General features: G+C 73.4%; 25 protein-coding genes. 9 read left to right on the top strand and 16 right to left on the bottom strand.

The genetic code is table 11. The features are described 5' to 3' along the window. Positions 1-5: 5 nt before the first annotated feature. The 3 genes from P0Y31_RS14050 to P0Y31_RS14060 all read right to left on the bottom strand — a co-directional run bounded on the left by P0Y31_RS14050 (position 6) and on the right by P0Y31_RS14060 (position 4,051). Positions 6-1,280, bottom strand: a complete 1,275-nt coding sequence (locus tag P0Y31_RS14050; protein ID WP_275870405.1) for a cation:proton antiporter — start codon at positions 1,278-1,280, stop codon at positions 6-8. 6 nt (positions 1,281-1,286) lie between these two features. After that, positions 1,287-3,638, bottom strand: a complete 2,352-nt coding sequence (locus P0Y31_RS14055) for an arylsulfatase (protein WP_275870407.1) — start codon at positions 3,636-3,638, stop codon at positions 1,287-1,289. A gap of 92 nt (positions 3,639-3,730) precedes the next feature. Further along, on the bottom strand, positions 3,731-4,051 hold the full coding sequence (locus tag P0Y31_RS14060; protein WP_275870409.1) for a hypothetical protein: 321 nt from the start codon (positions 4,049-4,051) through the stop codon (positions 3,731-3,733). 162 nt (positions 4,052-4,213) lie between these two features. Between P0Y31_RS14060 and P0Y31_RS14065 the strand changes: the two genes are divergently transcribed. From P0Y31_RS14065 to P0Y31_RS14080, 4 genes are all read left to right on the top strand, one after another. Continuing rightward, entirely contained in the window at positions 4,214-4,717 is a 504-nt protein-coding gene (locus tag P0Y31_RS14065; protein ID WP_275870410.1) for a DUF6325 family protein, read from the top strand. Between the two features lie 153 nt (positions 4,718-4,870). Further along, positions 4,871-6,169: an anaerobic sulfatase maturase gene (locus P0Y31_RS14070; RefSeq protein WP_275870412.1), complete on the top strand. Its 1,299-nt coding sequence runs from the start codon at positions 4,871-4,873 to the stop codon at positions 6,167-6,169. Positions 6,170-6,190: 21 nt separating this feature from the next. Then, on the top strand, positions 6,191-7,528 hold the full coding sequence (locus P0Y31_RS14075) for an adenylate/guanylate cyclase domain-containing protein (RefSeq protein ID WP_275870414.1): 1,338 nt from the start codon (positions 6,191-6,193) through the stop codon (positions 7,526-7,528). A gap of 81 nt (positions 7,529-7,609) precedes the next feature. Continuing rightward, positions 7,610-9,004: a DUF2252 domain-containing protein gene (locus P0Y31_RS14080; RefSeq protein WP_275870416.1), complete on the top strand. Its 1,395-nt coding sequence runs from the start codon at positions 7,610-7,612 to the stop codon at positions 9,002-9,004. A gap of 17 nt (positions 9,005-9,021) precedes the next feature. Here the strand turns inward: P0Y31_RS14080 and P0Y31_RS14085 are convergent, their stop codons facing one another. From P0Y31_RS14085 to P0Y31_RS14115, 7 genes are all read right to left on the bottom strand, one after another. Further along, positions 9,022-9,291, bottom strand: a complete 270-nt coding sequence (locus P0Y31_RS14085) for a hypothetical protein (protein ID WP_275870417.1) — start codon at positions 9,289-9,291, stop codon at positions 9,022-9,024. A gap of 59 nt (positions 9,292-9,350) precedes the next feature. After that, on the bottom strand, positions 9,351-9,683 hold the full coding sequence (locus P0Y31_RS14090) for a spore germination protein GerW family protein (protein ID WP_275870419.1): 333 nt from the start codon (positions 9,681-9,683) through the stop codon (positions 9,351-9,353). Between the two features lie 66 nt (positions 9,684-9,749). Further along, complete coding sequence (locus P0Y31_RS14095) at positions 9,750-10,865, bottom strand: acyltransferase (protein WP_275870421.1); 1,116 nt, start codon at positions 10,863-10,865, stop codon at positions 9,750-9,752. A gap of 18 nt (positions 10,866-10,883) precedes the next feature. Beyond that, the gene (locus P0Y31_RS14100; protein ID WP_275870423.1) at positions 10,884-11,318 is read right to left on the bottom strand and encodes a hypothetical protein; all 435 of its coding nucleotides are present in this window, start codon (positions 11,316-11,318) and stop codon (positions 10,884-10,886) included. Positions 11,319-11,329: 11 nt separating this feature from the next. Next, positions 11,330-11,614 (bottom strand): hypothetical protein, encoded by a 285-nt coding sequence (locus P0Y31_RS14105; protein WP_275804523.1) that lies wholly within the window; start codon positions 11,612-11,614, stop codon positions 11,330-11,332. Positions 11,615-11,847: 233 nt separating this feature from the next. After that, positions 11,848-12,621, bottom strand: a complete 774-nt coding sequence (locus P0Y31_RS14110; RefSeq protein WP_275870425.1) for an MBL fold metallo-hydrolase — start codon at positions 12,619-12,621, stop codon at positions 11,848-11,850. After that, positions 12,618-14,651 carry an alkaline phosphatase family protein gene (locus P0Y31_RS14115; RefSeq protein WP_275870427.1) on the bottom strand — a complete coding sequence of 678 codons (2,034 nt, stop codon included), beginning with the start codon at positions 14,649-14,651 and terminating at the stop codon, positions 12,618-12,620. The genes P0Y31_RS14110 and P0Y31_RS14115 overlap by 4 nt, the downstream gene beginning before the upstream one ends. An 89-nt stretch (positions 14,652-14,740) precedes the next feature. Here P0Y31_RS14115 and P0Y31_RS14120 point away from each other — a divergent pair, with 89 nt between their 5' ends. After that, positions 14,741-16,030: an MFS transporter gene (locus P0Y31_RS14120; RefSeq protein ID WP_275870429.1), complete on the top strand. Its 1,290-nt coding sequence runs from the start codon at positions 14,741-14,743 to the stop codon at positions 16,028-16,030. Here the strand turns inward: P0Y31_RS14120 and P0Y31_RS14125 are convergent. Genes P0Y31_RS14125 through acsA form a run of 5 tightly spaced genes read right to left on the bottom strand, consistent with a single transcriptional unit; the run spans position 16,002 to position 21,447 of the window. Continuing rightward, positions 16,002-16,250: a phosphopantetheine-binding protein gene (locus tag P0Y31_RS14125; RefSeq protein WP_275870431.1), complete on the bottom strand. Its 249-nt coding sequence runs from the start codon at positions 16,248-16,250 to the stop codon at positions 16,002-16,004. The genes P0Y31_RS14120 and P0Y31_RS14125 overlap by 29 nt on opposite strands. Beyond that, positions 16,247-17,584, bottom strand: coding sequence for a dihydrolipoamide acetyltransferase family protein (locus P0Y31_RS14130; protein WP_275870526.1), 1,338 nt, complete (start codon positions 17,582-17,584; stop codon positions 16,247-16,249). The genes P0Y31_RS14125 and P0Y31_RS14130 overlap by 4 nt, the downstream gene beginning before the upstream one ends. Before the next feature lie 7 nt (positions 17,585-17,591). After that, entirely contained in the window at positions 17,592-18,620 is a 1,029-nt protein-coding gene (locus P0Y31_RS14135; RefSeq protein ID WP_275870433.1) for an alpha-ketoacid dehydrogenase subunit beta, read from the bottom strand. Then, the gene (pdhA, locus tag P0Y31_RS14140; protein WP_275870435.1) at positions 18,617-19,615 is read right to left on the bottom strand and encodes a pyruvate dehydrogenase (acetyl-transferring) E1 component subunit alpha; all 999 of its coding nucleotides are present in this window, start codon (positions 19,613-19,615) and stop codon (positions 18,617-18,619) included. The genes P0Y31_RS14135 and pdhA overlap by 4 nt, the downstream gene beginning before the upstream one ends. Beyond that, positions 19,612-21,447 carry an acetate--CoA ligase gene (gene acsA / locus P0Y31_RS14145; RefSeq protein ID WP_275870437.1) on the bottom strand — a complete coding sequence of 612 codons (1,836 nt, stop codon included), beginning with the start codon at positions 21,445-21,447 and terminating at the stop codon, positions 19,612-19,614. Before acsA ends, pdhA begins: the two co-directional genes overlap by 4 nt. A gap of 138 nt (positions 21,448-21,585) precedes the next feature. Here acsA and P0Y31_RS14150 point away from each other — a divergent pair, with 138 nt between their 5' ends. After that, positions 21,586-22,038: an Hsp20/alpha crystallin family protein gene (locus P0Y31_RS14150; RefSeq protein WP_275870439.1), complete on the top strand. Its 453-nt coding sequence runs from the start codon at positions 21,586-21,588 to the stop codon at positions 22,036-22,038. Between the two features lie 36 nt (positions 22,039-22,074). Continuing rightward, entirely contained in the window at positions 22,075-23,088 is a 1,014-nt protein-coding gene (locus tag P0Y31_RS14155; RefSeq protein ID WP_275870441.1) for a zinc-dependent alcohol dehydrogenase family protein, read from the top strand. A 7-nt stretch (positions 23,089-23,095) separates the two neighbouring features. Here P0Y31_RS14155 and P0Y31_RS14160 read toward each other — a convergent pair whose 3' ends face one another. After that, entirely contained in the window at positions 23,096-24,472 is a 1,377-nt protein-coding gene (locus P0Y31_RS14160) for an MBL fold metallo-hydrolase (protein WP_275870443.1), read from the bottom strand. Between the two features lie 273 nt (positions 24,473-24,745). Between P0Y31_RS14160 and P0Y31_RS14165 the strand changes: the two genes are divergently transcribed. Together P0Y31_RS14165 and P0Y31_RS14170 are read left to right on the top strand one after the other, a co-directional pair. Continuing rightward, positions 24,746-25,075: a hypothetical protein gene (locus tag P0Y31_RS14165; protein ID WP_275870445.1), complete on the top strand. Its 330-nt coding sequence runs from the start codon at positions 24,746-24,748 to the stop codon at positions 25,073-25,075. A gap of 59 nt (positions 25,076-25,134) precedes the next feature. Next, entirely contained in the window at positions 25,135-25,554 is a 420-nt protein-coding gene (locus tag P0Y31_RS14170; RefSeq protein WP_275870447.1) for an HIT family protein, read from the top strand. The last annotated feature ends 15 nt before the right edge of the window (positions 25,555-25,569 follow it).

The raw sequence follows: 25,569 nt of genomic DNA on the forward strand, positions 1-25,569 counted from the left end.
CCCGCTCAGCTCGGGGGCGGCACCTGGGCTCGGCGGGGCAGGCCACGCACCGGCAGGTCCGCGGTGGGTTCACCGTGCGGCGCGCCCGCTCCGGCGGCGCGCTGCCGGTGTCCGTAGCGGGCGGCCAGGGGGCCCGCGCTGACGCCGTGGGCCAGCACGCTGAGGAAGACGGTCACGGCGATGACCGACACCGCCTCCTCGGCGCCCGGTCCGAGCTCTTCCAGGGCGAGCAGCGCGAAGACCAGGGACGCCAGTCCCCGCGGCCCGAACCAGCCGATGAACAGCACCGTCTCGCGGTCGAGCCGGGCCCCCAGGGAGCCCAGCGCGACGGGGACCATCCGCACGAGCGTGAGGCTCAGCACGGCATACAGCAAGGTGGTGGGGTCGGGGTCGTCGACCACGATCGGCACGGCGATGGCGCCGAAGGCAAGCCACACGAGCAGGGACACCAGGCCGCTCGCCTGTTCGAGGAACATGAGCTCGGCAGGGCCGCGCCGCCCGGCCGTGGCGCCGAAGGCGAGCCCACCCATGAAGGCCGCGACGAACCCGTTGCCGTCCACGCTCGTCGACGCCACGTAGGAGAGCAGGGCCAGGGCGAGCACCGCGATGCCGGCGAACTCCTCCGAGGCCCAGTGGGCGCGACGGGCCCTGCGCAGGAGCCATCCGCCGCCGGCGCCGACGGCGATCCCCACGCCCGCGCCGATCAGGAGCTGGACCGCTGCATCGCCCAGACCCGCGCTCTCCGGCAGCGACTCGGCGGCGGCTGCACCCGCGATCGCCATCATCACCACCGGCGTCGCGATGCCGTCGTTGAGGCCGCTCTCGACGGTGATGAGGCGCCGCACCCGTGAGGGCACCACGGGGTTCGTCACCACCGGCACCCCCAGGGCGGCATCGGTGGGCGCCAGGGCGGCCGCCACCAGCAGCGCCAGCCACACACCGAGCGACGGGAACAACCAGGCGGCCAGACCCCATCCCAGCAGGATGGTCAGCGGCAGGCCGATCGCGAGCAGCCGCACGCACACACCGAGGTCGGTGCGAAGGTCCTGCAGCCTGAGGCGGGCGGCGTCAGAGAAGAGCACCCACACGAGGGTGATCTCGACCAGGGGCTTGACCGTCTCGGGCGCCGATGGTCCGTCGACCGCGCCGACGCCGGCCAGCACCGCCCCGACCGCCATGAAGACGATCGGGGCCGTGAGGTCGGCCCGCTCGAGCCGAGCGGAGATGACGCCCCAGAGGAAGATCGAGGCGGCAAGGACCAGCACGATGGTCTGGCTCATCTGTGCCTACTGCCTGGCCATGGCGACGCGCAGCTCGCTCTCCTTGTCCTGGATCAGCTCGCCGGAGAGGTCCACCGTGACCTTGTGCAGTCTGCCGGTGAAGCGGAACGGCGCAGCGTATGCCGTCGTGACCGGCGAGCCCGGGTCGGCGCCGCAGGTCAGGGCGCCGGGGTTGAATGCGAAGGGCGTGGTCCAGGGGACATCCCGGGACCCGACCAGCTCGTTGTCCACGTAGAGCTGGAAGCGGCCGGGCATGCCATGGCCCTTGGCGAGGTCCGGCTCGCCCCGCGGCTCGAACTCGAACCGCAGCTCGTGGTCGCCGGAGGGCACCGGCTCGTTGGAGGCGACGGCGAACAGCTCACGGCCCACCCAGTTGTGCACGTAGTGCAGGCGCCCGTCCTGGACGTAGAAGGAGAACCCGCCGGCGCCGGTGCCCTGGGCCAGCAGCACGCCCTCGGCCCCGTCCTCGGGGATGCTGACCGCCGCCGAGATGCTGTGCGGGCGGTTGAGCAGGCGCGGCCCCGCGAAGAACGGCACCGACTGCGTGTGGGGGTAGAACGTGTAGGAGCTGCGGGGCGGCGCCACGAGGGGCTTGTCCGCCGCGAAGCGGGCGAGTCCGCTGCCGTCGACGGGAAGGACGTCGTACTTGCCGGCCTCGGCGTACCAGGTGGCGATGAGCGCGATCAGGGTGTCGCGGTTGCCGTCGGCGACGTTGTGGCACTCCGCGAAGTCCTCGGCGACGTGGTAGAGCTCCCAGCCGTGCGCGTCGAGGTCGCTGAGCGTGACCGCGGAGATCGGCTCGCCGAACCCCTTGCCCGCCTCGGCGAAGGACGGGCCCGGCCAGGGGCAGACCGCGCGCCACCCGTCGTGGTAGAGCGAACGGTGCCCCAGCATCTCGAAGTACTGCGTCCGGTGGCGGCTCTCCGCCTGACCATCGCCCAGGGAGTAGCCGAAGCTCACGCCCTGCAGGGGTGACTGTGTGACCCCGCGGATCGTCCGGGGCGGCTCGATGCCCAGCAGCTCGAGGACGGTCGGCACGATGTCGATGATGTGGGTGTACTGCTGGCGCACCTCGCCCGTCGCGCTGACGCCCTGTGGCCAGCTGACGATGAACGGGTCGGAGGTGCCGCCCCGGTACGTCTCACGCTTCCAGCGGCGGAACGGCGTGTTCCCGGCCCAGGTCCAGCCCCACGGGTAGTGGTTGAAGTGGTTGGGGCCGCCGATCTCGTCGATGGCGGCCAGGCTGTCCTCGAACGGCTCCGGGGCATTGTTGAAGAACTGCGCCTCGTTGGTCGTGCCCGTCGGTCCGCCCTCGGAGCTGGCGCCGTTGTCGGAGATCACCATCACGAGGGTGTTGTCGAGCTCACCGATGCCCTCGAGGTAGTCGAGCACCCTCCCGATGTGGTGGTCGGTGTGGGAGAGGAAGCCGGCGAAGACCTCCATCATCCGGGCGTAGAGCCGGCGCTGGTCGGCGCTGAGGGTGCCCCACTCCGGCACGTCGGGGTCGTGCCGCGACAGCTCCGCCGTCTCGGGCACGATGCCGAGCTCCTTCTGCCGGGTGAAGACGCCCTCGCGGTAGGCCTCCCACCCGTCGTCGAAGGCCCCGCGGTAGCGGTCCGCCCACTCCCTCGGCACGTGGTGCGGAGCGTGCGTGGCGCCGGGGCAGAAGTGCAGGTAGAAGGGCTTGCCCGGGTCGATCTGCTTGGCGTCGGCGATGAACTCGATCGCCTTGTCGGCGAGGTCCTCGGTGAGGTGGTAGCCCTCCGCCGGTGTCCTCGGCGGCTCGACCTGGTGGTTGTCGTAGACGAGGTCGGGGTCCCACTGGCTGGTGTCGCCCCCGAGGAAGCCGTAGAAGCGCTGGAAGCCTCGACCGAGCGGCCAGCGGTCGTAGGGACCGGCGGGGGTCTCCTCGCTGCTCGGCAGCAGGTGGTACTTGCCGACCATGTACGTGCTGTAACCGTGCTGCAGCAGCATCTCCGACAGGAAGCCGTTCTCGAACGGGATCGACCCGTTGTAGCCCGGGTAGCCGGTCGCCCCCTCGGTGACGCACGCCATGGCGTTGCTGTGGTGGTTGCGCCCGGTCACGATGCAGGAGCGGCTCGGGGAGCAGAGCGCCGTCGTGTGCATGTTGTTGTAGCGCAGGCCACGCGCGGCCAGCCGGTCCAGGTTCGGCGTGGCGATCGGGCTGCCGTAGCACCCGAGCTGCCCGAAGCCGGTGTCGTCCAGCACGACGATCACGACGTTGGGCGATCCCGCGACGGCGCGCACCGGCCGGGGCCAGGCAGGGACCGACTCGTCAGCTGTGCGTCCGATGACGCCGGGGAAGCTGGTGCCCGGCTCGTACTCCGTGAAGGACATGGGGGAGTCACCTTTCTGTGGAAGCGTTCGCTCCACCGTCGGGTGACTGGGCGTCCCTCGGCATCACCCGAGGGGGGTGAGGTGCTGCGGCGCTAGCGGGGCACGCTCTCGAGCAGCCCGACCAGCTGCCGGCAGACGGTGCTCGCCGTGAGGTGGGTCCAGCGGTGTGCCGTCAGGAACGCCACGAGGGCGTCGGCGCGCGGGTCGTCGGCCGGCGCCGGCTCGACCTCGCGCCACAGACCGGGGGAGGCGCCCGGCACGCCGGCCAGCAGCCGCTCCACCGCGTGGCGGTCCCACTGGGCCAGCGCCAGCCTGGCGAGCAGCTGCGGGGTGAAGCTGCGCCACGGGTACCGCTCGAGGGTGAGGCGCAGGGCTGCGGCGACAGGGTCGTCGTGGGGGCGGGTCGGCGTCATGAACGGTCCTGCCTGGCGTCTGCTTTGTGCGCTTTGTTCTCGTGCACGAGGGCACCCTCTCACCCCGAGGGGGTGATGTGGGGCTTAGGCGCCGGGCAGAGCATGGCAGGACCGCGAGGACCGCTTCCCAGGTCCTTTCCCCTGAGCGCAGGAGGCATGACCATGACCGACCAGCTGAGCCGGGAGACCGCTGAGTCCGTTGACGAGCTCGGCCCCGTCGACTGGCTGGTGGTGGAGTTTCCCGGGAGCCGCTTCAAGGGCGAGATCGCCCCGGCGCTCGACGAGCTGGTGGAGGCAGGCACCATCCGGGTGCTCGACCTCCTCCTGATCAAGAAGGGCGAGGACGGCAGTCTCGACTTCTACGAGCTCAGCGACCTCGAGGAGAGCGAGCTCGGGACGCTGCGGGCGTATGAGGCAGCGCTCGCGACGCTGCTGAGCGCCGAGGACGTCGAGGCCGTCGCCGAAGCCGTCGAGCCGGGCAGCAGCGCGGCCCTGCTCGTGTGGGAGAACTCCTGGGCGGCGCCGTTCGCGTCGGCCGTGCGACGCGCCGGCGGACAGCTCGTGGCCACGGGACGCATCCCGATCCAGGCGCTGCTCGCGGCTGTGGAGGCCGACCTCGAGGACGCCGAGGACAAGACGGACGAGACCAACGAGAAGGAGGACTGACATGCCACTCGCAGCACGCAGGGCACGCAGGGGCGGCGTCATCGGGCCAGCGCCCGTGGCGCGCACCGCCGCCACGGTGGGCACGGTCGCAGTCGTTGCCCACGGGGTCGATCGACGCAGTGACCGGCGCGAGGACCGCAGGGACCGGCGGCGTTGAGCCTGACCGCACCCGCGGCCTTCCACGTGATGGCGAAGCCGACCGGCGCCATCTGCAACCTGGACTGCGAGTACTGCTTCTTCCTCTCGAAGGACCAGCTCTACCCGGACGGCGTCTTCCGCATGGACACGGAGGTCCACGCGGCATACATCGGCCAGCTCCTGGCGGCCCACGGCGGCGCCGACGAGGTGGTCGTCGCGTTCCAGGGCGGGGAGCCGACCCTCATGGGCCTGGACTTCATGCGCCGGACGCTGGCGCTCGAGGAGCAGCTCCGCCGTCCCGGGCAGCGGGTGCTCAACACCCTGCAGACCAACGGCACCCGGCTCGACGACGAGTGGGGTGCGTTCCTGAAGGAGCACGGCTTCCTGGTGGGGCTGTCGATCGACGGCCCGCGCGAGATGCACGACGCCTACCGGGTCGACAAGGGCGGCAAGCCCACCTTCGACCGCGTCCTGCGCGGCCTCGGCGTCCTGCAGCGCCACGGCGTCGAGTGGAACGCCCTCACGACCATCAACGCCGCCAACGGTGACCACGGCCGGGAGGTCTACACGTTCCTGCGCGACGAGCTCGGTGCGCAGTTCATCCAGCTCATCCCCATCGTGGAGCGGGTGACGGCCGAGCAGCTGCCGCTGGCCGAGGCCGGGTGGGGCCGGCGCAGTGGTCAGCGTCCGCTCTACCGCCAGGAGGGCGACCTCGTCACCCACCGCACGGTCGGCGCCGAGCAGTTCGGGCAGTTCCTGGTCGAGGTCTTCGAGGAGTGGGTGCGCCACGACGTCGGCGACGTCTTCGTGCAGATGTTCGACACCGCGCTCGCGCACTGGATGGGCATGGACCAGATGGGGATGTGCGTCCACGCCCGGACGTGTGGCTCCGCCCTGGCGCTCGAGCACAACGGCGACCTCTACTCGTGCGACCACTACGTCGAGGAGAAGTACCTGCTGGGCAACATCAGGGGTGGCCGGACGCTGCTGCAGCTCGCGACGTCACCGCAGCAGCAGGCGTTCGGTGAGGCCAAGTCCACGACCCTGCCGGCGTACTGCCGCAGCTGCGACGTGCGGTTCGCCTGCAACGGCGGCTGCCCCAAGGACCGGTTCCTGACGACACCCGACGGCGAGCCGGGCCTGCACTACCTCTGCACCGGCTACCAGCGCTTCTTCCGGCACGCCGACGAGCCGATGCGGGTGATGGCCGCGCTGCTGCGCCAGGGGGCGGACGCCACGGGCATCCGGGACTGGTATGCCGCGCGCGACGCCTGCGCGTCCGCGGTCGCGGACGAGACGACCCCAGCGCGTTGACCCTCGCTGGGTGGGCAGCGGATGATCGACGGGGTGGAGCCGCAGACGCGCTACGCCCGGAGCGGGGACCTCTCGATCGCCTACCAGGTGGTGGGCGACGGCCCGCACGACGTGGTCCTCGCGCCCGGCTTCGTCTCCCACGTGGAGCTGGCCTGGGAGCAGCCGGCCCTGCGCCGGTTCCTGCTGCGACTGGCCGCGTTCAGCCGGCTCCTCATCTTCGACAAGCGCGGCACGGGCCTGTCCGACCCGGTCGCGGTGGCCCCGACCCTGGAGGAGCGGGCCGACGACCTGCGCGCCGTGATGGACGCCGCAGGCATGGAGCGGGCCGCGGTGCTCGGCGTCTCGGAGGGCGGGACCATGGCGCTGATGTTCGCGGCGAGCCATCCCGAACGGACCTCGGCGATCGTGCTGTACGGCACCTGGGCCCGGCTGGCTGTGGGGCCGGACTACCCCGAGGGCGTCGACCCGGCCCTGCTCGAGGACCTGGTCGGGCTGGTCGACCGGTGGGGCACCGGGGTGGGGCTGTCCGCCTGGGCGCCCTCGCGTGCCCAGGACCAACAGATGCGCGAGTGGTGGGCCCGGCTCCAGCGCTCGTCCGCCAGCCCGGCGATGGCCCGCGCCCTGTTCGCGTCCTACGCCGACCTCGACGCCCGCTGCCTGCTCCCCACGATCCAGGCGCCGGCCCTGGTGCTGCACCGGCGCGGCGACAGGCTCGTGCCGTTCGCCATGGGCCGCTACCTCGCGGAGCACCTTCCGCACGCCACGCTCGTGGAGCTGCCGGGCGACGACCACCTCTTCTTCGTCGGTGACACCGACACCGTCCTCGACGAGATCGAGCTGTTCCTCACGGGCACCCGCCCGGCCCAGCCCGTCGACCGCCTCGTCACCAGCGTGCTGTTCACCGACGTGGTGGGCTCCACGGCGCTTGCGGCCGACCTCGGCGACCAGCGCTGGCGCGAGCTGCTCGAGGGGTTCAAGGACGTGGTGCGCCGCGAGGTGGAGCGCGGCGGTGGACGGGTGGTCGACTTCGCCGGCGACGGCGCGATGGCCGCCTTCGACGGCCCAGCACGGGCCATCCGGTGCGGCGTCGCCCTGCACAAGGCGGTGGCGCCGCTGGCCCTGGAGCTGCGGGTGGGCGTCCACACGGGCGAGGTGGAGCACCTTCCCGGCGGCGACCTCGGCGGGCTCGCGGTGCACCTGGCGGCCCGGGTGATGGGCGCGGCAGGGGCGGGCGAGGTGCTGGTGTCGAGCACGGTGCGCGACCTCGTCGTCGGCTCGGGCATCGGCTTCACCCCCCGAGGCACCCGCACGCTCAAGGGCATCCCGGGGGAGTGGGCCCTCCTCGCGGTGGACGCGTGACCCGCCGGCTCACCACCCAGGGGTGAGGCAGGCCCACCCGCGGAGGCAGGAGGCTGGGCACGAACCGACAGGAGAAAGCCGATGCGTGAGCAGCACGTGTTCGAGACCCCGGAAGCCAGGGCGGCGAAGGGCCTGGCCGCGCGCAAGCGGCTCCCGCCCGAGGCCCACGCGGCGCTGGACCTGCGCGCCGACCGCGACCCCGTGAGCGTGCTGGCCCAGCAGCTGCCCTCACGCCTGCCCGACCTGGTCGGCCTGCGCAACGAACGGATGTCGGCCTCGCCGTTCGCCTTCTACCGCGGGGGTGCGGCCGTGATGGCCGCGGACCTCGCCCCCAGCGCCCACACCGGGCTCTTCGCGCAGCTCTGCGGTGACGCCCACCTGGCGAACTTCGGGATGTTCGCCTCCCCGGAGCGCAACCTGCTGTTCGACATCAACGACTTCGACGAGACCAGCCCCGGGCCGTGGGAGTGGGACGTCAAGCGACTGGTGGCGAGCCTGGTGGTGGCCGGGAGGTCCAACGGGTTCACGGAGAAGCAGAACCGCAAGGTCGTCGTCGCCGCCGCGCGCCGGTACCAGGACGCGATGAACGGTTTCGCCGTCCAGGGGAACCTCGCGGTCTGGTACGCCCGGGTGTCCGTCACCGAGCTGCGCAGCCTGCTCGCCGACGACATCGACGCCAAGGCGAGCAAGCGGTTCGACAAGGTCATCGCCAAGGCCATGGGGCGCGACCACCTCCGCTCGGTGGCGACCTTGACGCAGGTCGTCGACGGGGTCCGCCGCATCAACAGCGACCCGCCGCTGCTGGTCCCGGTCGCCGAGCTGGCCCCGGGAGTCACGCGCGACGAGCTCGAGGAGTCGATGGAGAACCTGCTGTGGGACTACGCCGACTCGCTCGCTCCCGGTCACCGTGAGCTGGCGCGCTCGTACTCGTTCGTCGACATGGCCCGCAAGGTGGTCGGGGTCGGCAGCGTCGGCACCCGCTGCTGGGTCGTGCTGATGCGCGGACGCGACGACGGCGACCCGTTGCTGCTCCAGGTCAAGGAGGCGCAGCCGTCGGTGGTCGCCGCGCACCTCGGCCTGCCGAAGCAGCGGCACGAGGGCGTGCGCGTCGTCGCGGGCCAGCGGGTCATGCAGGCGGCAAGCGACATGTTCCTGGGCTGGCAGCGCGCCATGGGTCTCGACCAGAAGATCCGCGACTTCTACATCCGGCAGCTGCACGACTGGAAGGGCTCGGCCACGATCGAGGACATGGTCCCCAAGGGCCTGCGCCTCTACGCCGAGGTCTGCGCGTGGACTCTGGCCCGGGCGCATGCCCGGTCCGGCGACCGCATCGCCATCGCGGCCTACCTCGGCGAGGACGAGCAGTTCGCGCAGGCGATGGCATCCTTCGCCGACTCCTACGCCGAGGTGAACGCCCGCGACCACGCCCGGTTCGTCGAGGCGGTGCGCAGCGGGGCACCCATGCTCACGGCCTGAAGCCGCGCCGGGTCACGTCACCCTCTGCGGTCCGCGCGGCGCCGGAGCAGCCAGATGGTCAGGCAGGCCAGCGCTCCCGCGAGTGGCAGCACCGGTGTCGACAGAGCAGCGAGGAACACGGTCCCGTCATACGGCGTGAGGGTGCAGCCGAAGCCGATTCCCTCGCACTGGCCGCTGCTGTTGTGGTCGGGCGCCGTGAGGAGCAGGGCCGCGAAGACGACGGCGGGCAGGGCCCACAGGAGGCCCAGCGCCCAGACGTAGGGCATGCGGCTGCGGTGGTTCGTCATGGGCAGAGGGTGGACCCGTCGGGGCCGCCCTGTCATGGGCGCGGGTACTCAGGTCTCGTTCACCGCCGCCGGATCAGGGAGCGCAGGACGAGGAACATGACGATGGCCACCAGCTGCCCGCCCAGGACGACCCGGTTGACGTCGACCGACGGGCGCCAGGTGACCTCACCGTTCTTGACGACGTAGACCCCGGCGGGCTCGGCGGTGAACCCGCCACCGCCCCCGCTGCCCGAGCCCTCGTTGTCGGGACCGGTGCCGGTGCCACCACCCCCGCCGGCGCGCACGCGGGCGACGGGCACGAGCATCACGTCGCCCTCATGGATCGGCTCGCCGAAGACGCGGGAGACCTTGGCGGCGTCGGTGGCCTGGCTCAGGAGCTGCTCGATGTCCATGGCGCCACCGTAGGCAGGGCGTCACGGCGCGGCGCACACCCAAAAGTCCTAGCCCGGCACTCGGGCTCACACGACCTGGCGCACGCCGGGCGCGCGGACGAGCAGGGCGGCCAGCGCGAACGACGACGCCACGCCACCCGCGGCGACGACCAGCGCCTTGACCTCGGCCGGCGCCGGCACCGGGCGCAGCGCCACGGCCAGGGCGAGCAGGGGGAGACCCTGGACCAGGAAGGCGGGGTAGGACCACCGGGCCAGCTCGGTGCCGCGCGGGCGGGGGCGGGCGAGCCGGCGCTGTGCCAGCGCCAGCAGCCAGACCGAGCCGAAGACCGTGAGCACGCCCTCCAGCACCACGAAGACCGCTGACTCCCAACGCAGTCCGCCGGTCAGGGCCGCGAAGTCCATGCCGAGCGGCCCGGCCAGGCCGACGTATGCCGCGGCGCCGAGGACGGCTGCTCCCGTCACCTGCCCGGCCCTGCGGGCGAGCGGGCGCGGCACCACCTCGAGCCACCCCTGCCCGGCGGCCACCACGCCGAGCCCGAAGAGCCCGGCGCACTCGGGCCACTGCCACTCGTTGAGGTCCAGCGGCGCCTCGCTGGCGTAGGGGATCCACAGCCGGACGACGAACGAGGCGGCGGCGACAGCGGTGGCGAGCAGGGCCAGCGACCCGGCGGTGACGGGACGGCGCCGGCGCCGCGCCCAGGCGCGGTGGGCGCGCAGCGCCGCCCACGCGGCATACAGGAGCGAGAGCACCAGCAGCACCCCGATGAACCAGGCCGGCCCGGTGTCGGGGACGTTGAGGCGTGTCTCGGTCCAGAAGGAGCCGGACACGTGACCCAGGGGCCGGTAGAGGGCGTAGAGGAGGACCGGCCACACCAGGGCGACGAAGACGAGGAACGGCACCCCGAGGCGCAGGAGGCGGTCGCGGACGAAGCGGCGGACACCCTTGCAGCGCAAGGCTCCCGGCGTCAGCAGGCCTGCGACGAGAAACAGCAGGGCCATAAGGAAGATGGCGAACGGCCCCGCCGCCGCGAGGGCCGCGACGTGGCTGGGCTCGGCCAGGGTGGTCTCGCGCACCAGCGCGTACGGCCACACCTCCAGCGGCGAGTAGCTCAGCAGCCCGTGCAGTGCGATGACCCCGGCGATGAGGACCACCTTGAGGTTGTCGAGGTAGGTCCACCGCATGGTCCGACCCTCCGCCGGTCAGCGGTGGGTGCCCCGCACCAATGTGACCAGCGCGGCGACGATGCCGATGGCGCTGCCGACGATGCCGACCGCGAGAACCCAGCGGCACAGCGTGTCCCACGGGAAGCCGTCGGGGTCGAAGGAGAACGGGAAGACCTGCCAGATCCGCACCATCGCCGCCAGGCCGATGCTGATCGTCACGAGGTCACCCAGGGAGCGCAGGCGCGGTGGGTCGGCGACGAGGTAGACGAGGTTCGCGGCGACGCCGGCGACGATCGAGGCGTTGACCAGCCCGAGCACCTGCTCGGTCTCGGCGGTCAGGAACGGCACGGCCTCCCAGCCGGGGCGCCGGTTGACGAGGTAGAGGAGCAGGCCGTTGATCAGGGCGGCGGCCACGTAGCCTGACCGCCGCGCGGCGACCGTCGGTCGCTTCCTGGCAGCGGCGGTGGCCACGGCGCCTCCGGTCAGCCGACGGGGTGCAGTCCGAGGAGGGTGATGCGCGAGGACTCGTTCACCAGGAACCGGACTCCCTCGTGGATGGTCCACAGGCTGTCCGCGTCGGCGTCGTCGAGGTGGACCTCGAAGCCCGCCAGGTCGCTCAGCGTGGTGACGAACCGCCGGAAGCGCTCCTGGTCGAGGCGGCACACGTACCGGACGTCGGCGCCGGCACGGACGGCGGCGAGGTCGGCCTCCGGGGCGACGGCGCGAACCGCCTTGAGGTAGGTCGCGCGTGCTTGGTCGGGGGTCACGGGCACTCCACGTCAGGTCAAGCCGGACTGCTCCGGCGTCGGGTCCTTCCCCTGCACTGTGCAATATGGATGAGGGTCCTGTCCGTCAAACAGGGGCCATAGGCCCTGGCAGGCACCAGAATTCGCCGCGCCGGCCTCCCGGGATGTCCCCATGGGTCCCCGGTTGTCCCGATAGGTCCGGTGGCTCGGGAACACCGCCGGTGGGCTCGCCCGGGTCTGCTCGTCTCGGGGTCTCAGTCGCCCAGTGCCCAGGACTCGCCGGGGTGCAGCACGACCGGCTCGCAGTCCGGAGCCAGGCGCCTTACGTCGCGGGCGAAGGCCAGCCCCGGCCGGTCCATCCAGCCGCGGGGGAGGTGCTTGCCCGCAGGGACGTGCAGGGTGCCCCAGTGCACGGGGATCGCGTACCGCGCGCCGACGAGGTCGCACGCCCGGGCCGCCTCCTCGTGGTTCATGTGGCCGCCCGACAGCCGGGGGGCCCAGCCCGACACCGGCACCACCGCGAGGTCGATCGGGGCGCCGGCCAGCGCGGCCAGCTCGCCCATGTCGGGGTAGAGCTCGGTGTCGCCGGCCACCCAGACGGTCGCCGTGGCGGACTGCACGAGGTGGCCGTGGGCGTCGTTGGGGCGGTGCGGCATGGGCCGGTGCGCGTGCACGGCGCGCACCAGGCGCACCCGTGCCTGCGACCGCACCCCGACCGTGGCCCACTCCCCGCCCTCCAGCCCGGTGCCGCCGTCGATGCCCTTGCCCTCGAGCCACCCCGCACAGGCGGGAGCGGTGAGCACCGGTGTGCCGGACAGCTGCCGGAGCGAGGCGAGGTGGGCGTGGTCGTGGTGCAGGTGGGAGAGCAGCACCGCGTCGGCGCCCTCCCACGCGTGGGCGCGCGGTGTCTCGAACCGGCGTCGCAAGATCCCCGCGTGGCGTTCGAGGAGCGGGTCCGAGACCAGCCGGGCGCCGTCGATGTCGAGGACGACGGTCGAGTGGCCCAGCCAGGTGACACGCAGGCTCACGGGCGCACCCCGAGCTGCCTCATCCACGCCACGAGCTGCTCGTGCACCGTCTCCGCCCCCACCAGGGGCGCCCGGCGGTCCAGGGGCAGGTCGGCGGGATGGAGGAGCACGGCCTCATTCTGCTGCCCTCCGATGCCGCCGTGCGAGCCGACCTGCTCCTCGAAGGCGTGCACCTGCCCGGAAGGGTCGACGGAGGAGACGATGACCAGGTCGCCGGTGTTGGCCAGCCCGGCCAGCCGCAGCAGGTCCTCGCGACCGTGCGGGCCGTACTGCGGCAGGGGGTCGTCGCCCTCGACCGTGCCGTCGCGCAGCAGGCACAGCCCGGACACGCCGATGGCCACCGGACCGCGGCTCTCCGTCTCGGCGATGACCACCCCGATCGACCTGCGGTTGACCAGGCCCGGGACCAGCCGGGGCCAGCGCTCGTGGATCTCCTCCAGCGTGAGCCGGCCCGGCAGCCGCGGGAACCACACCATGCCCAGGTTGCCGGAGGCGATCACCGCGAGCTCGGGGAGCCGCGCCGTCGCCGCGGTCTCGGGGAGGTGGCGGTCGGGGCCGACCACGACGGTGCGGCGGGCGGGGCGGGTGTTGAGCAGGGTGGTGAGCAGGGTGTTCACCGGGCCCCACGCCTCGCCCTCGAAGGCCTCGACCGACTCGCTGTCCGGAACCTGCAGCAGCCGGCGGCACATGGTCGCGAGGTCGGCGCCCTCCATCTGGCGGAAGGTGGCGCCCAGGCTCTGGCCGTGGTCGGAGAGCACGACGATGCGGTAGGCCCGCCCCGAGGCCCGCACCACCTGCTCGAGCAGGCCCAGGACGCCGTCGAGGCCCTCCAGGGCGCGCAGCGCCTCGGGTCTGCTCGGTCCCGCGTGGTGGGCGATCTCGTCGTAGTCGACGAGGTTGACGTAGATGGCCGGCGTGCCTCGCACCAGGTGCTCGGCGACGAGGGAGACGTTGAGGTCGCGCAGCAGCACGTTGCTGATGCCGCGCAGCACGACGTACCACCCCCGACGCCGGACCCGGGGTACGACCTGGCGCACCCGCTGCCGCCTGCCCTGGTAGAGCTCCTTGAGCATCTCGACGAGGCTGCGGCTGAGCGCCCGCGAGAGGACGAACGGGCTGGCGAAGAAGCGCAGGAAGCTCGGCCCCGGCCCAAGGCCGCCGCCGCTGCCGGCCGCGCTCATGACCAGCAGACGCGTCGGGGCGTCGCCGGAGAACATGGTGCTGATGGCCGCGCCGCCGTGGGCCAGCAGGCCGTTGCCGTCACTGACGCGCGACTCGACCAGCGCGGAGTCCTGCGGGCGGTTGGCCACCACCAGGCGCCCGAGGTCCTTGTCCCACCAGCGGAAGGCGGGGACGGGGTGGCTGTTGCCGTGCAGCAGGCCGGCCTGCGCGGCTGGGGTCGTCGAGGGCACCCGCGACCACCAGGGGGTCAGGAGGTGGCTGCCCTCGCGCAGCCAGCGAGCCATGGTCGGCGCGAGGCCGCCCTCGATGGCCTGCCGGAGCGCGGTGTGGGACAGGCCGTCCAGCTGCACCACCAGCAGCCCCGCCTCGGTGGGCAGCGCCGCCTCGCCCTCCCGCTCCCGGGCCCGCTCGTGGGAGCGGGCCCTGCGCAAGATGTCGCCCAGCACGTACGAGCTGTCGTTGGCGCCGACCAGCCAGCGGCCGAGGGCCATGATGGCGGAGGCGACGACGACGACGGCGAGCACGGCCCGCCAGTCGGCGACGCCGATGCCCGGCACCAGGGCGAGCGCCGCCCATGCGATGAGCATCTGGACCACCAGGCCGGCCACCATGGCGCCGACGGCGCCCACACCCAGGGCCAGCAGCCGCAGCCCGGGGCGCAGCAGGAGGTCGCCGGTCGACACGGCGACCGCCACGAGCATCACCGGCAGCGGCCCGTCAGCGGTCGCGCCGTCGACGACCGCGATCGCCGCCCCCAGGCCGAGGCTCGTGGTGAGCAGCCCCCAGCCGGCGTCGGCGAGATCGCGCAGCGTGGGGACGAGGGGCCCCCTACGGGCCAGGTGCGGCACGTCCCGACCCTATCGACCAGCAGGCGGCGTCAAGGTCGCGTCAGCCAAAAGCCGTGGCTGCCGGGCCGGCCGGCGCCCATACTCCTCAGGTGCCACCGCGCCGCCTCGACGCCCACCGGACCTGGCTCGTGTATGCCGGGGCGTGGGCCTTCGTGGGCACCCTCTCGTGGACGACGGCCGCGGTCCTCCTGGTGCGCGAGGTGGGCCTGTCGCCGCTTCAGCTCGTGCTGGCGGGCACGGCCCTCGAGGTCGCCTACTTCCTCGCGGAGGTGCCGACCGGCGTCCTGGCCGACCTGTACTCGCGCCGACTGTCCCTGGTCGTGTCCGCGCTGGCCTGCGGGCTCGGCATGGTCGGCGTCGGGATCGCGGAGGGTGCGCCGGCGGTGTTCGCCGCGATGGCGCTGTGGGGGTTCGGCTGGACCTTCCGCAGCGGAGCCGAGGACGCCTGGCTGGCCGACGAGGTGGGACCGGAGCGGCTCGGCGCGGCATACCAGCGCGGCGCACAGGTGGAGCGCGTGGCAGGGCTGGCGGGCATCATCGCTGCGGTCGCGCTCGCCACGGTCGACCTCCGCCTGCCCCTGCTCTGTGCGGGCGCCGTCGCGGCGGTGCTGGGTCTCTTCCTCGCAGTGGCGATGCCCGAGCGCGGTCACGCCCGCCAGCCCCGGTCGTCCGGGGCCGTCGGGCCGCTGCGGTCGGCCCTGGCCACGGTGGCCGCCGGGCGACGCGAGGTGGCCGCCCGCCCGGTGCTGCTCGCCGTGCTGGGCATCGTCGCCGCGCTCGGGGCCTGGAGCGAGGGGTGGGACCGCCTGTGGGAGGCGCACCTGCTGCTCGACGTCGGACTGCCGCCGCTGTTCGGGTTCGACGACGTCGCGTGGTTCGGCGTGCTCGCCGCCGGCACCCTGGTCATCTCCTTCGCGGTGGCGGCACCGTTGGTGGCGCGGATCGAGGGGCTCGGCCCGGCGCGGCTGGCGCGGCTGCTGGTGGTGCTGCACGCGGTGCTCGTCGCCTGTGCGCTGGGCTTCGCGCTCGCGGACCGGCTGTGGGTGGCCGTCGCGGCCTACTGGGCGACGACCGTGGTTCGGTCGCTGGCCTCCGCGCCCTTCCGCACGTGGCTGAACCTCGGCATCGGCGACTCCTCGACGCGGGCCACGGTGCTGTCGATCGCCAACGTCGCGGGCAGCGCCGGAGAATGGGGCGGTGGGCCACTGCTGGGCTGGGTGGGCACCCGCTGGACGGTGCGCGCGGCCCTCGCCACCGGCGCTGCGCTGCTCCTGCCCGCGGTCGTCCTGCTGGCCCGGGCCGGGCGCGGCACCGCCGGCGCCCGGTGGCAGGTGCGGCCCAGACGGTGGGTCAGACGGGGTGCGGCGTCCCGCGACTGAGCAGGCCGACGATGGCGTCGATGGTGCGCAGGTCCTCGTCCTCCTCGACGCGGAAGCCGGCGCCCTGGCTGAGGCGTTCCACGACCTCGACGAAGTCGAGCGAGTCCAGCTCGTACCTCTCGCGCAGGTCGGTGTCGCCGGGCAGGCCGCTCAGGTCCGCCTCGGGAACGATGGCTCGCAGCGACTGCTCCAGCAGGTCGCGGGCCTGGTCGGGTGTCATAGCTCCTCCGGTTTGCGCAGAAGTCGGTCGAGGTGCTTGAGGTACCGGGCGCCGACCGCGCCGTCGCTGGCGCGGTGGTCACCTGCCAGCGTCGCGGTCACCAGCGGCCGGACGCCGAGCAGGCCGTCGACCGCCCACGGTCGCTCGGAGACGGCCCCGAGCCCGACGAGGGCGACCTGCGGCGGGTAGATGACGCCCAGCACGCTCTCAACGCCCTGGTCGCCGAGGTTCGAGACGGTGATGCTGGGCTGGACCAGGTCCGAGCCGCGCAGCCGTCCGGCCCGGGCGCGGCTGGTCAGCTCCCGCACCGCGGCCATCATCTCCGGCACGCCCAGGCTGTCGGCCCGGGCGATGGCGGGCACCAGCAGCCCGCCCCGGCGCAGCGAGAGGATGAGGCCGAGGTCGACGGACCCGCTCGGGCGGAACCCACCGTCGACCCAGTGCCCGTTCAGGTCGGGCACCGCCCGCGCGGACCGGGCGGCCGCCACGAGCATGAGGGCCGCAGGCACGAGACGCTGCTCGACGGGCAGCTCGCGGTTGCGCGCGCGCATCCACTCCAGCGCCGCGGTCAGGTCGATCGTGGTGCTCAGGTAGTAGTGGGGGATCTCCCGGTTCGACACCGTCATGAGGGCCGCGATGCTCTGGCGCATGCTGTCGGCGTCAGCGCGGCGGGCTGGGGCCGCAGCCGCCCTCGCCTCTGGCGCCTCTGGCTCCGGACGCGCAGGAGCCGCCGCGCGGCGCACGTCCGCCGCGATGACGGCACCCGCCGCACCGGTTCCCCGTATGCCGTCGAGCGCGGTCCCCGCCTCGCGTGCCAGCCGGCGTGCGTAGGGTGACACACGTTGGCGCTCAGGGGTTTCGGAGGGCTGGGGTGTGCTGGGGGTCGGGGTGGCCGCGGCGCGCTCGAGGTCCTTGCGCGTCACGGCGCCGTGCCGACCGGTGCCCGTGACGGTGGCGAGGTCGATGCCGAGCTCGTGGGCCCGGTGGCGCAGCACCGGCGAGACGGGAGGCACGTGCGCCGCGGGTGCCGGCACTGGCGGGCCCGGCTCGGGGCGCACGACGGGCACGGGGGCGGCAGGCACGGCGGCGGCAGGCACGGTTGCAGCAGGCACGGCGGCGGTCTCGAGCCGGGCGAGCACCCCGCCGACCGGCACGACGTCGCCCTCGCGGGCGAGCAGCTCGGCGACGGTGCCGTCCTCGAAGCACTCGACCTCGACGGCGGACTTCGGCGTCTCGACCACGGCGATGACGTCACCACGCCTGACCCGGTCGCCCGGGTGGACGAGCCACTCGATGAAGGTGCCCTCGACCATGTCGGCGCCCAGGGAGGGCATCACGAAGTCACCCATCGCCGTGCACCGCGCGCCGGGCAGCGGCGGCAATCCCCTCCGGCTGCGGAAGGGCGGCCTGCTCGAGGTGCGCGGCATACGGCAGTGGCACCTCCGCGCCGCAGACACGCTCGACGGGGGCGTCGAGGTCGTAGAAGCCCTTCTCCGACAGGCGTGCCGACACCTCCGCGGCGAGGCTCCCGGAGCGCCAGGCCTCGTCGACGACCACGGCCCGGTGGGTCTTCGCGAGCGAGCCGAGGAGGGTGGCCTCGTCGAGCGGCCGCAGCACGCGCAGGTCGACCACCTCGGCCTCGATGCCTTCCGCCGCAAGCAGGTCCGCGGCCGCCACGGTCTTTCCCAGACCTCCGCCGTACGCGACGAGCGTGACGTCGCCGCCGGCCCGGCGGATGGCCGCGTGCGCGATGTCTACCTCCGGCGGCGGGTCGGGCAGGGTGCCCTTGAGCGGGTAGAGCGAGCCGTGCTCGAAGATGAGCACCGGGTCGGGGTCCTCCAGGGCGGGCCAGAGCATCCCGCGCGCGTCCTCGAGGGTGGCGGGGGCGAGCACCCGCAGCCCGGGGATGTGGGCGTACCAGCCCTCGAGGGAGTGCGAGTGCTGGGCGGCGAGCTGTCGTCCGCCTCCGGTGGTCATGCGGATCAGCAGGGGCACGGCCAGCTGCCCGCCGGACATGTGCAGGAGGGTGGCTGCGTTGTTGAGGATCTGGTCGAGGGCCAGCAGGCTGAAGTTGACCGTCATGATCTCGACGATCGGCCGCATCCCGCGCAGGGCGGCACCGATGCCGGCCCCGGTGAAGGCCGACTCCGAGAGCGGTGTGTCGCGGACGCGCTCCTCGCCGAACTCCTCGGCCAGCCCGAGGCTGACGGCGAAGGAGCCTCCGTAGCGGGCCACGTCCTCGCCCATGAGGAAGACGCGTGGGTCGCGCCGCAGGGCCTCGCGGTGCGCCTCGCGCAGCGCCTCGCGGTAGGTCGTCACGGCCGCGTCCGGCGAGGGGGAGTCGGCGGGCCTGGCCCAGGTGGTGGTCATCGTGGTGGGCCCTCGCTCGTGACGAAGCGGGTGAGGTCCTCGACCGGCTCGAGCGGGGCGACCTCGGCCGCCTGCACGGCCGCGGCGATCTCCTGCTCGATCTCGGCCTCCCACGTGGCCACCTCTGCCTCGGCCAGCGCCTCCTGGGCCAGCAGGTCCGAGGTGAGCCGGGGGATCGGGTCGGACGCGCGCCACTGCTCGACCTCGGCCTTGTCGCGGTAACGGTCGGGGTCGTACATCGAGTGGGCCCTGAACCGGTAGGTGCGCAGCTCGAGGAAGCACGGACCGCCACCGCCGCGGACCAGGGCGGTCGCGCGCTGCGCCGCCTCCTGCACGGCCAGGACGTCCATGCCGTCGGCGGTCCAGGCGACCATGCCGTAGGAGGCCGCGCGGGCCGTCAGGTCGGTCTCCGCGTGCTCGCGGGCCAGCGCGGTGCCCATGGCGTAGCGGTTGTTCTCGCAGACGAAGAGCACCGGCAGCTCCCAGAGGGCGGCCAGGTTCGCGCTCTCGTGCCACGCGCCCTCGGCCATGGCGCCCTCGCCGAAGATGCAGGCGGTGACGTCGCTCCGGCCGTTCATCTGGTCGGCGAGCGCCATGCCGACCGAGGGTGGCATCCCGCCTCCGACGATCGCGTTGCCGCCGTAGAAACGGCGCTCGGCGTCGAAGAGGTGCATCGAGCCGCCGCGGCCGTGGCTGCAGCCGGTGGCCTTGCCGAACATCTCCGCCATCAGCGAGGCCATCGGCACCCCACGGGCGAGCGCGTGCCCGTGCTCACGGTAGGTGGACACGACGGCGTCGCCCGGCGCGAGCGAGGAGATGACGCCGACCGCGACGGCCTCCTCCCCGATGCACAGGTGCAGGAAGCCGCGGATCTTGGTGGCGCTGTAGAGCTCGACGCACTTCTCCTCGAAGCGCCGGACACGGATCATCTGGCGGAGCAGGGCCGGCGCCCCGGCGGCCAGCAGCGCCTCGCGGTCGTGGGCCAGCGCGGTCATGTGGGGCGCTCCACGGTGGACAGGTCGCCCTCGGGCAGTCCGAGCTCACGGGCCTTGAGCAGCCGGCGCATCACCTTCCCACTGCGCGTGTGCGGGAGGTGCTCCTCGAAGGCGATCTCACGAGGGGCCACGGACCCCAGGCGTTTTCGGCCGAAGGTGATGAGCTCGCGCCTCAGCGCGTCACTCGGTACGGCGTCGGCCTTCAGCGTGACGAAGGCCTTGACGACCTCACCGGCCAGCGGGTCGGGCTTGCCGATCACGCCCACCTCGGCGACCGCCGGGTGCTCCATCAGCGCGCTCTCGACCTCGAACGGCCCGATGAGGTGCCCGGCCGACTTGATGACGTCGTCGGCCCGCCCCACGAACCACAGGTAGCCGTCGGCGTCGATGCGCGCGAGGTCGCCCGTGAGGTACCACCCGTCGACGAACGCCTTGGCGTAGCGCTCGGGCTCCCCGAGGTAGTCGCGGAACATCGACGGCCACCCGGGGCGGATGGCGAGCTCGCCCACGGTCTCGGGGTCGTCCATCGCCCTCACGTGGCCGTCGACGACCGCGGCGCGCCCGTCCGCGCCGCGCTCGAGCACCCCCACCTCCACCCCCGGCACCGGACGTCCCATCGAGCCCGGCCGGACCGGCATACCGGGGTAGTTGCTCACGATGATCGCCCCGGTCTCGGTCTGCCACCACGTGTCGTGCACGGGCAGCCCGAACGCCTCGAGACCCCACACCACGGCCTCGGGGTTGAGCGGCTCGCCGACGCTGACGACGTGGCGCAGCGACGTCAGGTCGTGGTCGTGGGCGAGTTCGACGCCCTTGCGCATGAGCATCCGCAGCGCGGTCGGCGCGGTGTAGAACACCTCGACGTGCTCGTCCTGGAGGATCGAGTACCAGCGCCTGGCGTCGAAGTCCGCCGAGTCGGTCACGATCGTGGCCCCGCAGGTGAGTGGGCCGATGACGCCGTACGACGTGCCGGTCACCCATCCGGGGTCCGCGGTGCACCAGTAGATGTCGCCCGGCGACAGGTCGAGCGAGAAGCGCGCGGTGGCGTGGTGGGCGACGACCGCCTCGTGCACGTGCACAGCACCCTTGGGCCGGCCCGTGGTGCCGCTCGTGAAGTGCAACAGCGCTGGGTCCTCCGGCGCCGTGGCGACGATCTCGAAACCGTTGCGCTCCAAGGCTGCCCAGGACTGCTCCATGACCACCGCCCAGGAGAGGGTGCCGGGTTCAGGGGCCTCGCCGGCAGGGACGTCGATGAGCAGCACGGCCTCCAGGGCCGGCAGCCGGTCGCAGACGGGGACGATCTTCTTGGCGTAGGACTCCCGGTCGGTGACGAGGACGCGCACGCCGCCGAGCTCGAGGCGCTGGCGCACCGGCTCCATCCCGAAGGCGGGGAACAGCGGGCAGTACACCGCGCCCGCCTTGAGGGTGCCGAGGGCCGTCAGGTAGAGCTCGGGCGAGCGCGGGAGCAGGCTGCACACCCGGTCGCCGCGTCCGACGCCGAGTCCCTGCAGCGCCACCGCCGCGATGTCGGTGTGCCGGGCCAGCTCGCCGTAGGTGAGCTCGGTGGTGGGCTGGGTGCGGCTGAGGAAGCGCACCGCGACCGCGTCGGAAAGCGCCCCGCGGGCGTGCCGGTCGACCGCCTCGTGGGCGATGTTCAGCCCGCCGCCGGGCAGGCCGTCGAGCCAGCCGCGGGCCTGCTGCCAGGTGAAGGTCCGGCGCCGCACGGCGTAATCGCCGATGAGGGGTGGGCGCGCCGGCGCCATGTCGATCGGAGGCCGCCGGCCCCTGCGGCCACCGGCCCCTTCCCCGCGCTCGAGCAGGGCCTCGCCCATGTGCTCACGATGCGCCGCGCAGGTGCGGGCCGGACAGGGACCTAAGCCACTGTTTGGCCCGGGCCGCCCGGCGTGGACTGGACGCTGGCCCAGCGTGTGGCTGCGGGGCCCGACACCACCGACCAGAGGAGGCAGCCAATGAGTACGAACGCCACGAGCCGGTCCACCGAGCTGCGGCGCCGTTCGCCGTGGGAGGACTTCGCGATCGCCCCGTGGAGCCACCGGATGCGTGAGCTCATGGAGGACGTCTTCCAGGGGCTGCCGTCCGGTGTGGACTTCGCCCCGGGCGGAGAGCTGCAGGAGACCGACGAGGCCTTCACCGTCGAGCTGGACCTGCCCGGCGTCGACAAGAAGGACATCAACATCGAGCTGTCCGACCGCCGGCTGACCGTGCGCGGCGAGCGGGTCGTCCGGGAGAAGGAAGGCGTGCTGCGGCACACGACCCGGGTCACCGGGACGTTCAGCTACGAGGCGCTCCTGCCCTGCCCGATCGACGAGGCGAAGGTCACGGCTGCCCTGAGCGACGGCGTGCTGACCATCACGATGCCCAAGGCCAGCGAGGCCAAGAGCACGCACATCACCGTGAAGTGAGCGGGCCGCCGGGTGGCTGGTGTGAGGGGTGAGGCGATGCGGGCCTGGGCGGTCGGCCGCCCGGGCCCGCTCGCGACGCGTCCGATGCGGCCCGTGGAGCGGCAGCGGCCCACACCGGGGGCCGGCGAGGTGCTCGTGCGCGTGCGCGTCTGCGGGGTCTGCCGCACCGACCTGCACCTGGCCGAGGGCGACCTCGCCCCCCGCCGCCACGACACCGTCCCGGGGCACGAGGTCGTGGGCGAGGTGGCGGGCAGCGGACCCGGGGCCCACCGCTTCGCCCCCGGTGACCGCATCGGCATCGCCTGGCTGCGGCACACGTGCGGGGCGTGCCGGTGGTGCCGCAGCGGCCGCGAGAACCTCTGTCAGCAGTCGCGCTACACCGGGTGGGACGACGACGGCGGCTACGCCGAGTTCGCCGTCGTGCCAGAGGGTTTCGCGTACCGGCTGCCGTCGAACTTCAGCGACGAGCAGGCTGCACCCCTGCTGTGCGCCGGCATCATCGGCTACCGCTCGCTGCTGCGGGCCAGGGTGCCGGCCGGCGGCACGCTCGGCATCTACGGCTTCGGCGCGAGCGCCCACCTGACCGCCCAGGTCGCGATCGCGCAGGGGGTGGAGGTCCACGTCCTCACCCGCGGCGAGGACGCCCAGGCCCTGGCCCGCGAGCTGGGCGCCGCGTCGGTGGGTGGAGCGCGGGACGCGCCGCCGGTGCCGCTCGACTCGGCCATCATCTTCGCGCCTGCGGGCGACCTCGTCCCGCTGGCGCTCGAGGCGCTGGACGCCGGCGGCACGCTGGCCCTCGCGGGCATCCACATGAGCGACATCCCGGCCCTCGACTACCAGCGGCACCTCTTCCGGGAGCGGTCGCTGTGCTCGGTCACGAGCAACACCCGCCGCGACGGCGAGGAGTTCCTGGCCCTCGCGGCTCGGCTGGGCCTGCGGCCCAGCACCACGGCATACCCCTTGGAGCGCGCCGACGAGGCGCTCGGGCACGTGGCGGCCGGCGACCTGCGCGGCGCCGCGGTCCTGCGCGTCAGCAACGGGGCGAGGTAGGACGCCGTCAGTCGGCGAGCACCCGCTCCCCGAGGCGCGGCACCGCCACGGTCCAGCCGGTCTCGTGCCGGATCCGGTCGGCGAGCGTCCGGGCCGCCTCGAGCTCGCCGTGCACGAGGTAGACCGTCTCCGGCGGCTCGGGCAGCTCGAGCAGCCAGTCCAGCAGCTCGGAGGAGTCGGCGTGCACCGAGAACTCCTCGTCGACCACGACCTCGGCACGCACGGGCACGTACCGGCCCATGATCTTCACCTCGTGCGCCCCGTCGGCGAGCGCGCGGCCGCGCGTGCCGGCGGCCTGGTAGCCGGTGAGCAGCACGGTGTTGTGGGCGTCGGGGAGCAGGGAGGCCAGGTGGTGCACGACCCGCCCGCCGGAGGCCATGCCCGACGCCGAGATGATGATCGAGGGGCGCTTGGGGTGGTTCAGCGCCCGCGACTCGTCGGCGCTGTGCGCGGGGTGCAGTCCCGGCCACCGCTCGATCCCCGGCACGGAGCCGGGCTTCAGCTCGGCGCCGTAACGGGACCGCCGGTAGACCTGGAGCGCCGCGAGGGCCATCGGGCTGTCGACGTGGACCGGTGCGGACGGGATGACCCCCCGCTCCAGCATGTCGGCCAGGGTCGCGAGCACCAGCTCGGTGCGGTCGACGGCGAAGGCCGGGATGAGCACCGACCCGCCGCGGCGGATGGTGCGCCGGATGGCGTCGGCGAACGCCGCGTGCGGTTGTGCCCCCGGCTCGGGGTGGTCGCGGTCGCCGTAGGTCGACTCGAGCACCACGGTCCGGGCGGCCGGGGGACCCTCGCGCGGGAGCAGCACGGGGTGGTCGGGTCGGCCGAGGTCGCCGGAGAACAGGATGCTGCTGTCGTCGGCCTCCACGAGCAGCGTGGCGGAGCCGAGGATGTGGCCGGCCCGGCGGAACGAGAGCCGCAGGCCGTCGCCGAGGTCGTGGACCTGGTGGAACGGCAGGGCCCGCAGCGTCTTGATGGCCACCTCGGCGTCGGCCTCGGTGTAGAGCGGCAGGGGAGGGTCGTGGCGCGAGTAGCCGCCCCGCCGGGCGTACTCGGCGTCCTCCTCCTGCAGGTGCGCGCTGTCCCGCAGGATGATCGCCGCCAGCTCCACGGTGCCCTCGGTCGCCCAGGTGGGGCCCGAGAACCCCTGCCGCACCAGGGCGGGCAGGTAGCCGCAGTGGTCGAGGTGCGAGTGGGTCAGCACCACGTCGTCGATCGTGTCCGGCGGCACGGGGAGCGGCTTCCAGTTCAGCCGGCGCCACTCCCGCTCACCCTGGTAGAGCCCGCAGTCGACCATGAGCCGGCGCGGGCCGCGCTCGATCAGGAACTTGCTCCCGGTCACCGTGCCTGCAGCGCCCAGGAACGTCAGCGAGGTGGGCATGGTCTCCTCCGTCCGCGGGGCTCGGGTCGCACCACCAGCGTCCGCGCGGGGCTGCCGCGCGGTGAAGGGCCGTTGGGCCCGCGGCGGCTCAGGCGCTGCGCCGTCGCGGATGGGGCAGCGCCGGGGCGGCCTAGGACAAACAGTGGATCAGAGCCGCGCGGGGCCCGTGCGACGGTGTCCCGGACACCCCCTTCCCGAGCCGTGATCCCGGCTGCCTGTCGGCGGCCGCGGCCGGTGGAGGTACACGACACGACGAAGGGCAGGACCCCCATGGTGCGCACGGGTTACGGCAACTACCAGTGGCTGGCGCCCGGCAGCCGGGCCCTGCGGCTCGGCGACGCCGGTGAGGACGTGCGGTTCCTGCAGCGCCACGTCGGCGCCGAGCCCGACGGCTACTTCGGGCCGCAGACCGCCGTGGCCCTGGCGGAGTACACCCGGGCGGCTCGCCGCGACGACGCGCCCGAGGCGCCGCCGGCGGGCGACGCCCTCGGGGTGCTGGCCGGGCGCGAGCTGTGGTCGATGATCCTGGGCAGCCACAACCCGCTGCCGCGCACCCGGCGGCGCTGGCGACTCGGCGGGGACGCCCGGCTCCTGCGCCGCTGACCGTCGGCCGTGGCGCGGCCGTGGCGCGGCCGGGGGCGGGTCCGCCTAGGCTCGCCGACGTGACCTGCGTCTTCTGCGCCATCGTGGAGGGATCGGTGCATGCCGACGTGGTGCTCGACGAGCCCGAGGTGCTCGGCATCCTCGACGCCCGCCCGGTCTTCAAGGGGCACGTGCTGCTCCTGCCGCGCGCGCACGTGCCGACACTGCTCGAGGTCTCGCCGGAGCTCCTGCCGGTGCTGATGGGGGCTGCCCAGCGGGTCGCCGCCGCTGTGGTCGACGGGTTCGGCGCGCAGGGGTCGTTCGTGGCGATGAACAACGTCGTCAGCCAGAGCGTGCCGCACCTGCACGTGCACGTCGTGCCGCGCACCAAGGGCGACGGCCTGCGCGGGTTCTTCTGGCCCCGCACGAGATACGCGGACAGCGACGAGGCCCAGGCGTATGCCGCGCGGCTGAGGGCCGCGCTCGCCCCACCTGCGTGAGCCGGCCGGGCCGGG

Origin of the sequence: Knoellia sp. 3-2P3, from assembly GCF_029223115.1 — a bacterium.
Taxonomy (GTDB): Bacteria; Actinomycetota; Actinomycetes; order Actinomycetales; family Dermatophilaceae; genus Pedococcus_A.